Consider the following 15,009-nt stretch of genomic DNA (forward strand, 5'->3'; position numbering starts at 1 on the left):
CGTCATTGCGCCCCGCCCTGTCGCTGCTGCTGGCCGCGCTGATGGCGCTGGCCGCCTTGCTGGCCTTCGTGGTTCTGCTGCTGCGGCCGGTCGCCCGGCAGCATCACCTTGGCGCCGTCCTTCAGGCGGTCGGCGCCTTCGGTGATCACGGTCTCGCCGCCCTGCAGGCCGGTCTTGACCTCGACGCGGTCGACGGTCGACTGGCCGCGCGTCACGTTGCGCAGTGCGACGGTCTTGTTCTGCGGATTGAGCACGTAGACGTAGTCGCCGTTGGCGCCGTGGCGCAGCGCCGTCACCGGCACCGTGATGGCGTTCTGGATGGTGTTGACCTGCAGGCGGATGTTCACGAACTGGCTCGGGAACAGCCTGGCGTTCTCGTTGTTGAAGCGGGCCTTGGCGCGCACGGTGCCGGTCTGGGTGTCGACCTGGTTGTCGAGCGCGAAGAAACGGCCCTGGGCCAGGGTGTCGGTGCGGGTGCGGTCCAGCGCGATCGCCGGCAGCTGGGCATTCTGGTTGACGCGCTGCTGGACTTCCGGCAGGTGGTCCTGCGGCACCGCGAACTCGACGTCGATCGGCGACTGCTGGGTGATCACGGCCACGCCGTTGGCGTCGCCGCTCGAGACCAGGTTGCCGATGTCGACCGTGCGCAGGCCGACGCGGCCCGAGATCGGCGCGCGCACCTGGGTGTAGCCGAGGTTGACGCGGGCGATGCCTTCGGCCGCCTTGTCGGTGGTGACCGCGCCTTCGAGCTGCTTGACCAGCGCGGCTTGCGTATCCACGTCCTGGCGCGCGATCGAGTCCTGCTGCAGCAGGGTCTGGTAGCGGCCGAGCGTGACGCGCGCGGTTTCCAGCTGGGCTTCGTCGCGCTGGCGCTGGCCGGTGGCCTGCAGCAGCGACAGCTGGGCCGGACGCGGGTCGATCGTGGCCAGCACCTGGCCTTCCTTGACCAGCTGGCCTTCGGTGAACTGGATCTTTTGCAGCACGCCGCCGATCTGCGGACGGACGGTGGCCACCGCGGCCGGGGTCACGGTGCCCAGCGCCTCGATGGTGACCGGAATGTCGGTGCGCTCGGCCTTGCCGACGCCGACCGTGGTGGGCGGCATGCCGCCGCGTCCGCCCGGACCGCCAGGACCGCCGCGGCCCGCGCCGGCGCCGCCCTGCCCGCGCCCGCCGGCGCCGGGACCGCCGGCCGGGGCCTGGTGAGTCAGGTGCCAGGCCAGTGCGCCCAGGCCGACCATGGCCAGGATGGCGACGATGGCGCCGATGATGCGCGACCTGCGCGTGCGTTGCGGGGTGGTGGTGGTTTTTTCTTTATCTGGGGAGACGGTCGAATCCATGCTTGTCCTTGGCGGCCGAGTGTTCAAAAGCACAATAAACGCAGCGTGGAACTTTAACATGGTCCGCCGGGTATTTTTGTTTCATAACGTACAGACGAGGATATTCATATTTCATAAAGGCCTTGCAGCCGCGTCTGTTGCAAATCCGCCTTTACCCGGTTTAACACCGTTAACATCAAGAAAGCGGACGTTCCAAGTGAGAACGGGCGCGAACTCGCGTCCGCACCCGTTTTCAAAGCATATGCATGTGCACTACATGCTGTTACAAACTGCTGACCGCGCTTAACGCCTGCGGTTCAACGCCAGTTCACCTCATGGCGCTTCGCACAGGCAGTGCGTCACCGCGGCGAACGGCGCGCGCCGCTGCGCCACCTGGCTCAGCCAGCCCAGGTCGCGCGCCACGCCGGTCATGCCGCCACCCAGCGCGCCACCGCTCAGGGCGTCGATCGGCAGCGTGGCGTCGACGCCCGGCAGCAGGCCCAGCTTGACCTGCACCGTCGTCGCCATCGCGTCCGACAGGCCGAGGCGCTCGAGCAGGCGGCCGGCGAAGCTGGTCGGGCGCTCGGAATAGGCAATGCGGAAGTCGCTGCCCAGGCCGGCGCGCCTGGCGGCCGAACGCAGCGCGTCGCCGTAGCTGCCCAGGTTGTCGACCAGGCCGCGTTCCTTGGCCTGCGCGCCGGTCCAGACGCGGCCCTGGCCGACCGCGTCGATCTTGGCCGGCGTGGTGTGGCGCGCGATCGCGGCCTTGGTGGTGAACTGGTTGTAGACGTTGTCGATGCTGGACTGGATCAGCTGGCCGAAGCGCGGGTCGAGCGGGCGCAGCGGATTGTAGGCATCGGCCAGCCAGGTGGTGGTGACGCCGGCGGTGTGGATGCCGAGCTTGTCGGCGACCTTGTCGGCGGTCGGCAGGATCGCGAACACGCCGATCGAGCCGGTGACCGTGGACGGGTCGGCGATGACTTCGTCGGAGGCCATCGAGATCCAGTAGCCGCCCGAGGCCGCGACGTCGCCCATCGACGCCACCACCGGCTTGCCGGCGGCGCGCGCCAGTTCCAGCTCGCGCCGGATCAGCTCGGCGCCGTAGGCGCTGCCGCCCGGCGAATTGATGCGCAGGACGATCGCCTTGACGGTCTTGTCCTCGCGCGCGGCGCGTACCTGCGCGGCGGTCGTCAAGCCGCCCACCACGCCGGGACCGCCGGTGCCGTCGGTGATGTCGCCGGCGGCCACGATCACCGCCACCGCGTCGCCCAGCAGCTTGGGCGGATTGCGTCCGACGTAGTCGGCCAGCGACACCTGGCGGAAGCTCTTGATGCCGTCGTCCCAGGCGCCGCGCTTGACCATCTCGGTGCGCACTTCGTCGCGCGTCTTGATGCCGTCGATCAGCTTCCAGTCCAGCGCCACCTTGGCGGCGTTGCCGTTGGCGGCGGCCATGCGCTGCGGCAGCTCGTCGATGCCCTTGGCGATGCTGCCGGCCGGGAGCTTGCGCGCCTTTTCGACGTCGCCGGTGTAGCCGTTCCAGAGTGCGCTGTACAGGAAGCTGTCGGCCTCCTGCGCGGCCTGCGACGGACCGTTGCCGATGTACGGCTCGGCAAAGCTCTTGTAGGTGCCGACCTTCATCAGGTTGACCGTCACGCCGATCCGGTCGAGCGCGTCGCGGTAGTAGTTGCGGTGGTGGCCGAAGCCTTCGATCATCACCATCCCCATCGGGTGCAGGTAGACCTCGCTGGCGTGGGATGCGACCAGGTAGCGCTTCTGGTCGTAGCTGCCGCCCCAGGCCACCACCGGCTTGCCGGCCGCCTTGACGCGATCGATCGCGGCGCCGATCTCGTGCAGCGAAGCCAGGCCGCCGCCGTCCATCTCGTCCAGCAGCAGCACCACGCTGCCGATGTTGGCATCCCTGGCGGCGGTGTCGAGGCCGTTGATCACGTCGCGCAGCTGGACTTTCTTGATCGCGTTGCCGGACAGGCCGGCCACCAGCGAATCGCGCACGCTGCCGGCGCTCTCCTCGACCAGCTCGCCCTTCAGGTCGAGCACCAGCGCGGTCTTGGGCTGCAGCGGCTTGATCCCGCCGCCGAAGATCGCCCACAGCAGCGCGATCACGACCAGCAGGAAGATCAGGTTGAGGGTGAAGCGGCGGGTGGCGTCGAGGCCGCGCCAGAGCGCGCCGATCCCACGGCGCAGGGTGGACTTGGGCTTGGTTGTCATCGGGACTCCGGCAGGTTGGAAAAGGTTGGGGTGAGCGAAATAGCGAACAGGCCGGCGAACACCAGCGCGCCATTCAGGATCAGCAGCTCCAGGCCGACGCGGTAGCTGCCCAGCAGCGCGCGCTGGTTGAAGTCGAGCAGCGCGCACAGCAGCGGCGCGCCGATGGCCACGTACGGCACCAGGCGGTCGTCGGGCACGCGCCGGGTCATCATGCCGAAGGCGAACAGGCCGAGCAGCGGTCCGTAGGTGTAGCCGGCCAGCTTGAGGATCACGCCGATCATGCTCGGATCGTCGATGGCCTTGAACATCAGCACCAGCAGCAGGAACAGGAAGGCGAAACCGAGGTGCACGTGGCGCCGCAGGCGCAGCTTGCGCGCCTCCGACAAATCGTCGCGGCGCTGGATGCCGAGGATGTCGATGCAGAAGGTGGAGGTCAGCGCCGTGATCGCCCCGTCCGCGCTCGGGAACAGCGCCGAGATCAGCGCGATCAGGAACACGATCTGCACCGCCCCCGGCAAGTGGCCCATGACCACGGCCGGGAACAGCTTGTCGCCGGTCGCGCCGATGCCGGCCGCCGGCGCGTACAGCGTCAGCAGGCCGCCCAGGAACAGGAAGGAGGACAGCACCACCACCAGCACGGCGGTCAGGCTCAGCAGATTCTTCTGCGAGTCCTTCAAGGTTTTCACCGAAATGGTCTTTTGCATCATCTCCTGGTCCATGCCGGTCATGGTCAGCACGATGAAGATGCCGGCCAGGACCTGCTTGCCCCAGAAGCCGGCGCTGTCGACGTCGTGGTCGAACACGCGCGCCAGGCCGTTCGCATGCATCTGCTGCAGCGCTTGCGGCACGGACAGCCCGAGCTGGTGCAACAGGAAGGCGACGCAGGCGAACAGGCCGGCCAGCATGCAGGTGGTCTGCAGCGTATCGGTCCAGACGATGGTCTTGACGCCGCCCTGGTAGGTGTACAGCAGGATCATGCCGAGCACGACGAAGGTGGTCAGCCAGAACGGCACCCCGAGGCTGTCGAGGATGATGGTCTGCAGCACCGCCACCACCAGGTACAGGCGCGCGGTGGCGCCGAACAGGCGCGACAGGATGAAGAAGCCGGCGCCGCAGCGGCAGGCGCGCGGGCCGAGGCGCACGTCGAGGTAGTGGTAGATCGAGGTCAGCCGGAGGCGGTAGTACAGCGGCAGCAGCAGGTAGACGGTGGCGATGTAGCCGATCACGTAGCCCACGATGATCTGCAGGTAGCCGAAGCCGTCGTGGCCGACCGCGCCCGGCACGCTGATGAACGTGGCGCCCGACAGCGTGGTGCCGACCATGCCGAAGGCGACCAGCACCCAGTTGCTGCTCTTGTTACCGATGAAGAAGGAATCGTTGTCGGCGTTGCGCGCCGTGAGCCAGGCGACACCGAGCAGCAGGGCGAAGTACGCGATGAGAATGCAGAAAAGCAGAAGCGGCGACATCAAGAATCCAAATATTGTCTGATCGCCCAGCAATATACACCGAAGGCCGTGCCGCAACCACGCGCCGGGGATGTCAATGCTTGCGCGTAAGCAATCAGATCCCTTCGGCCGGCTTGCGCTCGAACGGGCCGATGCAGGCCTGCATGCTCTCGTCGCGGCACATCACGAAACGCGCGCCCGACGGGTGGAAGCGGATGTAGTTGGTGGCGCGGGTGCCGGGCTTCATGACTTCGCCCGAGCAGTCCTGCTTGCCGTTGTCCTTGACGATGCGGTCCTCGAGTTTATAGAAGCCCTTGGCGCTGGGCTTTTCGGTGATGGTGAACTCGCTTTCGGACACCTCGCCGGCGCTCTTGACCAGCGTGGTGCCGTCGCCGCGGAAGTGGTAGGTCTCGGCGCAGCCGAGGGTCGGCAGGCTCAGCATCCAGATGCCGAGCAGCGGATGCGAGGCGGACGGCAGCGACGATGCGGCGGCGGCCTGCTGCAGCGGCAGCAGGGTCGCGCACAGCAGCAGCGGCGCGGTCAAGGTGCGTACGGCGGGCAGGCGCATGACGTGTCTCCGGGAATGAGGACGGCAATGACGGCAACGACGGTAAGCGGCGGGACGCGCTGGCGCCCCGGCGTTGTCATTATGGCATAGCGCCCGCGCGGTGTGTGCGCGGGTGGTGCGCCTGCACGCGCCCGCATGCGCAGGCGCGCGGGTCAGCCGCAGGACTCAGCCATTCTCCGGCGGCGTCTTCGGCTTGGCAGGACGGCGCGGACGCGGCGCGGCCTTGCGCGACGGCGCCTTGTGCGCAGGGCGCGTACCCTGCTTGCGCTCCGGCTTGGCGGCCTGGCCTGCATCCGCGGCGGCATCGGCGGCATCGGTGGCGACCGCCGCGTCGTCTTCACCGGCGTTGGCGGTGGCCGGAGCTTGCGGCGCCGGGGCCGGCGCTTCGGTTGGCGCTCCGGTTGGCGCAGCGGCCGGCGCTTCAGACGGGACGTCGGCTGCCGCCGCGCCCTCGCCCGCCGGCGCCGCCGCTGCCGCCGCATCCTTGCGGGCGGCGGTCTTGCGCGGCGCACGCGGAGTGCGGCGGCGTTCCTTCACCGGCGCCGGGGCAGGCTCGGCGTCGGCCGCAGGCGGCTCTTCTGCTGCCGCGGCTCCCAGCGCATCCGCGCCGGTATCGAGCACAGGCGCCGGCACCGGCAGCTCCTGCTCGGCCAGGTCCGGCGTCGGCGCCGGGCCGGCATCGACGCTCGCCAGCGGCGCCGCCTGCGCCCTGGACTGGGCGTTGCCTTGGGCGGCATCGGCGCCCTGCTCGCGGCCCTTGCGTCCGCGTCCGCCACGGCCGCGGCCGCGCGGCTCGCGTGCCGGCGCCGAGGTCGCAGCGCCAGCGTCGGCGGCGCCTATGCCAGCATCCAGGCCGGCCGCATCGGCGGCGTCGGGCGCCCCCTGCTCCGGCCCGGCCTGCAGCGGCTCGGCGTCCAGCGCAGCGGCCAGCGGCTCGGCCGCCGCCAGCTCGACTTGCAGGTTCGGATTGCGGTAGACGTAGGTGCCGGACTTTTCGTCGCGGCCGAACTCGAACAGGCCGCGCGTCTGCGCTTCTTCCAGCAGGTTGCCGAAGGTGCGGAAGCCGAAATAGGTCTCGTTGAAGTCCGGACGGCGGCGCTTCAAGGTGTCCTTCAGCAGCGAGGCCCAGATCTTGCCGGTGTCGCCGCGTTCCGAGACCAGCGCGTCGAAGGTCTCGACCACCATCTCGAGCGCCTGCAGCTTGCGCGTTTCCATCTCTTCGCGCTTGCGGTTCGATTCGTCCGATGGGCGGCGGTTGTTCTGCGACGATTGCGACGGCTGGGCCTTGCGCTCGTCGCGCTTGGCGGCGGCGCGGCGCTGTTCGCGCACCAGGTCGTCGTAGAAGATGAATTCGTCGCAGTTCGCGACCAGCAGGTCCGAGGTCGAATTCTTGACGCCGACGCCGATCACGCGCTTGGCGTTCTCGCGCAGCTTGGACACCAGTGGCGAAAAGTCGGAGTCGCCGGAGACGATCACGAAGGTATCGACGTGGCCCTTGGTGTAGCACAGGTCGAGCGCGTCCACCACCATGCGGATGTCGGCCGAGTTCTTGCCGGACAGGCGCACGTGCGGGATTTCGATCAGCTCGAAATTCGCTTCGTGCATCGTGCCCTTGAAGCTCTTGTAGCGGTCCCAGTCGCAATAGGCTTTCTTGACGACGATGCTGCCCTTGAGCAGAAGGCGTTCGAGGACCGGCTTGATGTCGAACTTTTCGTAGTTCGCATCGCGCACGCCGAGCGCGACGTTCTCGAAGTCGCAGAACACCGCCATGCTGATGTTTTCTGAAGATGAAGCCATGTTGTTGTGTAGGTTGGTGGACAGACTAGCCGGGGATTATACGCAACATGTCGATGCGCCTCGCCAACTTCGGACACGGCGCGCGAACTGACATACGATATTTCTTTTGTCACCGTATTTACGACGCCATGCGCACCTTCGAACACGACCTGCCGCCCATCTCGCCATCGCGCCCGCCTGGCCCGCCGGCGGGGCGAACCCGGCGCCTTGATCCGGGGCCACGACTGGTCGGCGACGCCGCTCGGTCCGATCGAAGCATGGCCGGCATCGCTGCGCACGCTGGTCGACCTGATCGTCCATTCGCCGCAGGCGATGACGGTGCTGTGGGGCCCCGATCTCATCCAGGTCTACAACGACCGCTATGCCGCGATCTGCGGCCCGCGCCATCCGCGCGCGCTGGGCCAGGCGAACCGCGACACCTGGCCCGAAGTGCAGGATTTCGTCGGCCCGGTCTACCAACGCGTCCTGCGCGGCGAAACCTGCAGTTTTTCGCGCCAGCCGGTCGTGGTCGAGCGCCACGGCGTTCCCGCGCAGGGCTGGTTCGACCTGATCTACAGCCCGGCCTACGGCGACGGGCGCATCCAGGGCGTCGTGGCCACCGTGGTCGAAGTCACCGAACGCACCCAGGCCGAGGAAAGCCTGCGCCGCTCCGACCAGCGGATCGCGCTGGCGCTCGACGCCGGTGCGGCCGCCGCCAGCGTCGAAGTCCTGCCCGAGTGGCGCGCCCGCGCCGACATCAGCAGCATCGCCGGGCTTCACCATTTCTCGACCTATGGCTCGTACCTGGACGACCTGCTGCGCGGCCACGTCGTGGCGATCGCCGACGTCGCCACCGACCCGCGCACGGCCGCTTCGGCCGCCGCCCTGCATGCGCTCGGCATCACCGCCCTGCTCAACGTGCCGCTGCTGCGCGACGACGGCCTGGCGGCCGTGTCCATCGCCGCGGTCAACCCGGCCTGGACCGCCACGCTGGGCTGGCCCGAGTCCGACCTGGCCGGACGCAACCTGTTCGACCTGATCCATCCGGACGACCTGGCGCCCTCGCTGGCGGGCGCAGCCAGCCTCGACACGACCGGGCGGCTGGCGCCGAATTTCGAGAACCGCTACCGCCACCGCGACGGCAGCTACCGCTGGTTTTCCTGGACCGCCAACAAGAGCGACAACATGATCGTGGCGGTCGGACGCGACATCACCGAGGAGCGCGCGCGCGCCAGCGCGCTGCTGGAAGCCGAGGAAAAGCTGCGCCACAGCCAGAAGATGGAAGCGGTCGGCCAGCTCACCGGCGGGCTGGCGCACGACTTCAACAACCTGCTGGGCAGCATCAGCGGCAGCCTGGAATTGCTGGCGCTGCGCGTCAGGAGCGGCGAACTGCGCGACCTCGACCGCTTCATCGGCATTGCCCAGGGCGCCGTGCGCCGCGCCGGCGCCCTGACCCACCGGCTGCTGGCGTTCTCGCGCCGCCAGCCGCTCAATGCCGGCGTGACCGACGTCGAGCGCCTGGTCGCCGACCTGCTCGACATGCTGCGCCGGACCATGGGCCCGGCCATCGCGCTGGAAGTCGCGCGCGCACAGGGCGCGTGGCCGATCCTGTTCGACCCCAACCAGCTGGAGAACGCCCTGCTCAACCTGTGCATCAACGCACGCGACGCCATGCCCGACGGCGGCTTGCTGCGCATCGGCATGGCCAACGTCGCATTCGGCGCCGAGCAGGCGGCCGTGCACGACCTGGCCGAAGGCGACTACGTGATGCTGAGCGTGACCGACAGCGGCAGTGGCATGTCGCCGGAAACCGCGGCCAAGGCCTTCGACCCCTTCTTCACGACCAAGCCGATCGGCCAGGGCACGGGCCTGGGCCTGTCGATGATCTACGGCCTCGCGCGCCAGTCCGGCGGCCACGTATGGCTCGACACGGCGCCGGGGCGCGGCACCACCATCCATCTGGTCTTGCCGCGCCATCATGGCGGCGCAGCGCCGCGCGAGGCGCCGGCCGCGCAGCCGGCCGCGCCGGTGCAGACCGGCATGCGCGTGCTGCTGGTCGACGACGAAGCCGCATTGCGTGGCCTGATGAGCGAAGCGCTGGCCCGGCGCATCGGCGCCATGAGCGCGAAGCGGACCGCAGGCGCCGTCGAGGCCTAGGCCAGGCGCGTGAGCGTGGCGCCGTCCGGCTCGCCGTCGAAGAAGCGGTCCAGGCAATCGTGGAACAGCGCCTCGTCGGGCGCGACGTCGGCGAACAGCGTCATCGACGAGTGGAACTTCATGTTGTCGGGCTCGCCGAAGATGGTGTCGACGTCCAGGTCCTGGTGCGCCAGCACCGCGGCCGCGCTCTCGCGCAGGCGCGCGCCCAGCACCGGATGCGCCAGGTAGGCCGCGGCCTCGTCGGCCGAGCGGATCGCGTAGCGCTGCGCCATCTCGCTGCGCCCCAGTCCGGCAATCTGTGGGAACACGAACCACATCCAGTGGCTGCGCTTGCGGCCGGCGCGCAGCTCGGCCAGCGCCGTCTCGTAGACGCCGCGCTGGGCCTCGACGAAGCGCTCGAGGTCGAAATGGGTGTTCATCGGATCTTTCCTTTACGATTCAAGCCAAAAATCGCATGCTACCGCGCGCATCGGGTTTGACGTGTTTTGATTCGCCGCCTTCATTACAATAGCGCCACGATGAAACCCGAACACCTTCAACTCCTGCTGGAGCGCGACATGCCCTTCGGTAAGTACAAGGGGCACAAGATCGCCGAGCTGCCCGGCCATTACCTGGCCTGGTTCGCGCGCGAAGGCTTTCCCAAGGGCGAGCTGGGCGAACTGCTCGAACTGATGTACGAACTCGACCACAATGCCCTGCGCGGTCTGCTCGACCCGCTCAGGCGCCCGCGCCGCTAGCAGGCCGGCCGGGGCTTCGATTTTTTCGATGCTTGCCCGGCAAATAACTCGTTTTTCCTGCCGGGCCGGGCGGCCTATACTGATCTTCATCGACAACAAGCGCACAACGAGGAGAGCATCATGATGGAAGTTCGCCGCAGCGAAGAACGGGGCGCCGCCCACCACGGCTGGCTGGAAAGCCGCCACACCTTTTCCTTCGCCGACTACTACGATCCGCGCCACACCGGCTTCGGTCCGCTGCTGGTGATCAACGAAGACCGCGTCGCGCCGGGCGCGGGTTTCGGCACCCACGGCCACCGCGACATGGAAATCATCTCGTACGTGCTGGAAGGCGCGCTCGAGCACAAAGACAGCATCGGCACCGGCTCGGTGCTGCACTACGGCGACGTCCAGCGCATGAGCGCCGGCAGCGGCGTGCGCCATAGCGAGTTCAACGGTTCGCAGGCGGAGCCGGTGCATTTCCTGCAGATCTGGATCCAGCCGGACACCCGCGCCATCGCGCCCAGCTACGAGGAAAAGCACTTCGACGAAGCCAGCAAGCGCGGCACGCTGCGCCTGATCGCCTCGCGCGACGGCCGCGACGGTTCGGTGACGATCCACCAGAACGCCTCGATCTACGCCAGCATCCTCGACGAAGGCGAGCGCGTCGAGCATGCGCTGGACCCGGCGCGCCGCGCCTACGTGCACGTGATCCGCGGCGACGCCAGCGTCAACGGGGTGCCGCTCAAGGATGGCGATGCGCTCAAGATCAGCGCCATCGACAAGATCGTGATCGACCAGGCCGAGGCGGCCGAGCTGCTGCTGTTCGACCTGCCGTGAGCCGCACGAAGCTGCGCTGAGCCGCCCTGAGCTGCCTGGCGCGCCGGTGCGCGTGAAGACCGTGACGCCAGAGCGTCGCCGCGAAGCGACAGCAACGCGGGAAACTGTGAACGCCAGGGTTATAATAAATCCTTGGAGCAACTTTTGACCGCATCTCACTTCACATCATGCGCGCACAACCCTCCGTCCTGGTCGTCGAGGACGACGTCCACATCGCCCACGTCCTGGTGTTCATTCTCGAACACCAGGGCTGGCGCGTCATCCACGCCGCCGACGGCCGCGCCGCGGTCCAGCAGGTGCTGGGCCGGAGCGCGCCCGACCTGGTGCTGCTGGACGTGATGCTGCCCTACGTCGACGGCTTCGATATCCTTGAGCTGATCCGCGCCCAGGCCGGCTGGGAAAGCACGCCGGTGCTGATGCTGACGGCCAAAAACACCGAGCGCGACACCGTGCGCGCGCTCGACGCCGGCGCCAGCGACTTCATCATCAAGCCCTTCCAGCCACAGGAACTGCTGGCCCGGCTGCGCCGCTACCTCGATCCGGCCGGCTGAAGCGCCGGGCACGACGGCACCGCGCAAAAAAAGCCGCCGGGGCTTGCGCGCCGGCGGCGAAATACTCAGCCGATCACTGAGATGGAGACACATTCACGCGACAGCATCGCTGTCGTAATTGCAGTTTGGGACACTCCAGGCCGTCACAAGGGGTCACAATGGGTATTTAACCGCCCGTCGCTGCGTCGGACTGGTCGTACGTCCACACCACGATCGTTTTTACCCTTGGGTCCCGGTCGACACCTCGGCGGCCGGGAGCTCGACGTAGAAGGTGGTGCCCTGTCCGTGCACGCTGTCGAAGCGGATGCGGCCGCCGTGCTCCTCGACGATGCTCTTGCAGATCGACAGGCCCAGTCCGGTGCCGCCCTGGCGGCGCGAATCGGCGCCGTCGGCCTGGGCGAAGCGGTGGAACACGCGCGCGCGGAAATGCTCGGGGATGCCGGCGCCCTGGTCGCTTACCGCGATGCGCACCCAGCCATCGTGCCCTTCCAGCGCCAGCGTGACGGTCCCGCCGCGGCGCGAAAACTTGACCGCGTTCGACACCAGGTTGGTCAGCACCTGGGTGATGCGGTCGCGGTCGATCGCGGCGCGCAAGCGCTCTGCGCCGGGCTCTGCATGGCAGACCAGCGTGACCGCGGCCTGGCCGGCGAAGCCCGCCATCGTCTCCAGCGCGCCTTGCGTTACCGGCAGCAAGGGCTGGACCTCGCGCCGCACGTCCATCTGCCCGGCTTCGATCTTCTGCAGGTCGAGCACGTCGCTGACCAGGCGCACCAGGCGCTTCGAGCTGGCATCGGCGACGTCGACGAGGCCGCGCGCGCCGGACGGCAGTTCGCCCGCCATGCCGTCGGCCAGCAAGGCCAACGAGGCGCTGATCGAGGTCAAGGGCGTGCGCAGCTCGTGCGAGACGGTGGCGATGAACTCTTCCTTCATGCGCTCGACCCGCTTGCGCGCCGAGATATCGTGCAGGAATACGCTGAAGAACAGGCCTTCGCCGGTGCCGGCCAGGCCGGTGCTGACCTCCACCGGCACCTCCGCGCCCGCGCGCGTGAGCAGCACCCGTTCGACGCGCCCGTCCAGCAGCGACATCGCGCCGGTGTCGATGAAACGCAGGCGCGCGCGCCGCTCTGAATCGCGAAAGCGCTCGGGGATCACCAGGCCGACCGGCCGGCCGACGATCTCGTCGCGGGTCCAGCCCAGCAGCTGCTGCGCGGCGCTGTTCCATTCGACCACCCTGCCCTCCATGTCGACGCCGACGTAGGCTTCCTGCGCGGTCTCGACGACGCTCCGGAGGCGCTGCTTGCCGGCGCGCACCGTCGCCAGCGCGCGCTCGAGCTCGTGGGTGCGCTCGGTCACGCGCCGCTCCAGCGTCGCGTTCAGCTCTTCCAGCTCGCGCCGGCGCTGTACCTGGTCGGCCAGCAGCGTTTCCAGGGTCGCCGAGAGCGCGTCGACTTCCTCGTAGCTGGCGCGCTGCGGCGCGATGGCGGCGGTCTCGCCGGCGCGGATGCGCTGGGCCGCCCCGGCCAGCGCGTGCAGCGGCCGGGTGATACGGCGCGCCACCACCACCCCGGCCAGCGAGAACAGCGCGGCCAGCAGCACGCCCGCGGCCAGGCCGTCGTTGCGCAGCCGGCGCGCCGGCGCATAGGCCTCGTCGATGTCCTGGCGCACCAGCACCGTCCAGCCCAGGCCCGGGTAGCCGGCGTGCCCGCGCCCGCGCGCGAAGCCGACCAGGTAGGTTGCGCCGTCCGGCCATCGTTCGACCAGATAGCCGCCATCCTGCTGCCTGCGCGCGGCGTCCAGGCTGGCCAGCGTCAGGCGCTTGCCGGCCACGTCCGCCGGACCGAGCAGCACGTCGCCGTGGCTGTCGACGATCAGCGCTTCGGCGCCGGCCCCGCCGCCCAGCCCGGCCATCACCGAGCGCTCGATGTCGCGCGCCCATTCCCAGGACATGTGCACACCCAGGACGCTGCCCGGGCGGCCGGCGCCGTCCAGCAGCGGAAAGGCGATGTCGACGAAGCGCCACGGCTCGGCCTGGCGCGGCAGCTTGCCGGCCAGGAGCATGGCGTCGTGCACGTCGCCGACGTGCTGGCCGCGCAGCGCCCGGCCGAACCATGGCCTGCCGGACACGTCCACGCCTTCCAGCAAACCGTGGGCCGCGACCTCGACCCTGCCGTCCAGGCCGGCCACGCCGATCCAGCTGTAGAAGCCGAAGCCGCTCTGGAGTTGCTCGAGGGTGGCGCGGCGCTGGCCCGGCGCCAGGTCCGTACGTGCGCTCAGGCGCTGGGCCAGCAGGCCGACTTCGCGGTAGCGCTCGAACATGCCGCGCTCGAGCTTGTCCGAGGTCTGCAGCGCCAGCTCGGCCAGGCCGTTGCCGATGCTCGACTTGACCTGCTCGGTGGCCTTGCGCTCGATGACGCCGACCAGCAGCAGGGTCAGCACGATGGACAGCAGGGTGAAGGCCAGCGCCAGCCAGGCGCCCAGGGCGCGCGGCCGCAACCGGCGCGGCAGCGCGGGAAGCGGCGGAAGCAAGGGCGTGGACAATCGGATCGGCATAAAATTCAGCAAAATCGAAACCTGGTGCGATGGGAGGAGCGTAGCACAGCAATAGTGCAGCGAGGAACTATTTCGAACAAAATGGTGCAGGCTGTGACCAGGTCGCCACGGGGCGGTTTCGCACGGCCATGTCCAATTTCCGGTAAACTCACGCTTTACATCACGCATCGTTTCGGGAAACAACGTCATGCAAGACAACGCCACCGCGCCATCCAACCTGGTCGATTACGTCACCTCGTGTTCGCTGCCGACGCCCTGGGCGCAGTTCACCCTGCACGCCTTCGTCGAGCATTCGACCGGTAAAGAGCACCTGGCCATGACCCTGGGCGACCTGTCCGAAGGCGAACCGCCGCTGGCGCGCATCCACTCCGAATGCCTGACCGGCGACGTGATGTTCTCGCAGCGCTGCGATTGCGGCGCCCAGCTAGAGACCGCCCTGCAGCGCATCGCCGCCGAGGGCCGCGGCGTGCTGCTCTACCTGCGCCAGGAAGGCCGCGGCATCGGCCTGGTCAACAAGATCCGCGCCTACCGCCTGCAGGAAGCCGGCGCCGACACGGTCGAGGCCAACCTGCAGCTGGGCTTTCACGCCGACGCCCGCAACTACGAACTGGTGCAGCCGATGCTGGCCCAGTTCGGCGTCAAGGCGGTGCGCCTGATGACCAACAACCCGCGCAAGATCGCGGCGCTGGAAAAGATCGGCATCGACGTGGCCGGCCGCGTGCCGCTGCTGGTCAACCGCAACGCCTACAACAACAGCTACCTGAACACCAAGCAGGCCAAGCTGGGCCACATGATGAGCCCGCAAACCGACGCCGAACCGGCGCTCGACGGCGAACTGTAAAACAGCCCTGGCCGTAATCTGGC

General features: G+C 68.6%; 12 protein-coding genes. 5 read left to right on the top strand and 7 right to left on the bottom strand.

Translation table 11 applies throughout. The annotated features are described in order from the left end of the window. Positions 1-2: 2 nt before the first annotated feature. From FA90_RS10620 to FA90_RS10640, 5 genes are all read right to left on the bottom strand, one after another. Entirely contained in the window at positions 3-1,337 is a 1,335-nt protein-coding gene (locus FA90_RS10620) for an efflux RND transporter periplasmic adaptor subunit (RefSeq protein WP_051971698.1), read from the bottom strand. 312 nt (positions 1,338-1,649) lie between these two features. Continuing rightward, positions 1,650-3,542 carry a signal peptide peptidase SppA gene (sppA, locus tag FA90_RS10625; protein ID WP_036168583.1) on the bottom strand — a complete coding sequence of 631 codons (1,893 nt, stop codon included), beginning with the start codon at positions 3,540-3,542 and terminating at the stop codon, positions 1,650-1,652. Further along, positions 3,539-5,008, bottom strand: a complete 1,470-nt coding sequence (locus FA90_RS10630) for a sodium:solute symporter (RefSeq protein WP_051971699.1) — start codon at positions 5,006-5,008, stop codon at positions 3,539-3,541. Before FA90_RS10630 ends, sppA begins: the two co-directional genes overlap by 4 nt. A gap of 94 nt (positions 5,009-5,102) precedes the next feature. After that, complete coding sequence (locus FA90_RS10635) at positions 5,103-5,555, bottom strand: hypothetical protein (protein ID WP_036168584.1); 453 nt, start codon at positions 5,553-5,555, stop codon at positions 5,103-5,105. Between the two features lie 165 nt (positions 5,556-5,720). Further along, positions 5,721-7,352, bottom strand: a complete 1,632-nt coding sequence (locus tag FA90_RS10640) for an NYN domain-containing protein (protein ID WP_036168585.1) — start codon at positions 7,350-7,352, stop codon at positions 5,721-5,723. A 207-nt stretch (positions 7,353-7,559) separates the two neighbouring features. Here FA90_RS10640 and FA90_RS10645 point away from each other — a divergent pair, with 207 nt between their 5' ends. After that, positions 7,560-9,488 (top strand): nitrogen regulation protein NR(II), encoded by a 1,929-nt coding sequence (locus FA90_RS10645; RefSeq protein WP_051971700.1) that lies wholly within the window; start codon positions 7,560-7,562, stop codon positions 9,486-9,488. On the opposite strand, the gene FA90_RS10650 is transcribed toward FA90_RS10645, so the two are convergent. Then, positions 9,485-9,907, bottom strand: a complete 423-nt coding sequence (locus FA90_RS10650) for a DUF1810 domain-containing protein (protein WP_036168587.1) — start codon at positions 9,905-9,907, stop codon at positions 9,485-9,487. The genes FA90_RS10645 and FA90_RS10650 overlap by 4 nt on opposite strands. A gap of 99 nt (positions 9,908-10,006) precedes the next feature. Here FA90_RS10650 and FA90_RS10655 point away from each other — a divergent pair, with 99 nt between their 5' ends. From FA90_RS10655 to FA90_RS10665, 3 genes are all read left to right on the top strand, one after another. Beyond that, positions 10,007-10,225 (top strand): DUF3820 family protein, encoded by a 219-nt coding sequence (locus FA90_RS10655; protein WP_036168588.1) that lies wholly within the window; start codon positions 10,007-10,009, stop codon positions 10,223-10,225. A gap of 120 nt (positions 10,226-10,345) precedes the next feature. Next, complete coding sequence (locus FA90_RS10660) at positions 10,346-11,044, top strand: pirin family protein (protein ID WP_036168590.1); 699 nt, start codon at positions 10,346-10,348, stop codon at positions 11,042-11,044. Positions 11,045-11,211: 167 nt separating this feature from the next. Then, positions 11,212-11,595 carry a response regulator transcription factor gene (locus FA90_RS10665; protein WP_036168592.1) on the top strand — a complete coding sequence of 128 codons (384 nt, stop codon included), beginning with the start codon at positions 11,212-11,214 and terminating at the stop codon, positions 11,593-11,595. A 219-nt stretch (positions 11,596-11,814) separates the two neighbouring features. Here the strand turns inward: FA90_RS10665 and FA90_RS10670 are convergent, their stop codons facing one another. Further along, positions 11,815-14,145 carry an ATP-binding protein gene (locus FA90_RS10670; protein WP_051971701.1) on the bottom strand — a complete coding sequence of 777 codons (2,331 nt, stop codon included), beginning with the start codon at positions 14,143-14,145 and terminating at the stop codon, positions 11,815-11,817. A gap of 187 nt (positions 14,146-14,332) precedes the next feature. Here FA90_RS10670 and ribA point away from each other — a divergent pair, with 187 nt between their 5' ends. Further along, positions 14,333-14,986 carry a GTP cyclohydrolase II gene (gene ribA, locus FA90_RS10675; RefSeq protein ID WP_036168594.1) on the top strand — a complete coding sequence of 218 codons (654 nt, stop codon included), beginning with the start codon at positions 14,333-14,335 and terminating at the stop codon, positions 14,984-14,986. The last annotated feature ends 23 nt before the right edge of the window (positions 14,987-15,009 follow it).

This window comes from Massilia sp. 9096 (genome assembly GCF_000745265.1).
Lineage (GTDB): Bacteria > Pseudomonadota > Gammaproteobacteria > Burkholderiales > Burkholderiaceae_D > Telluria.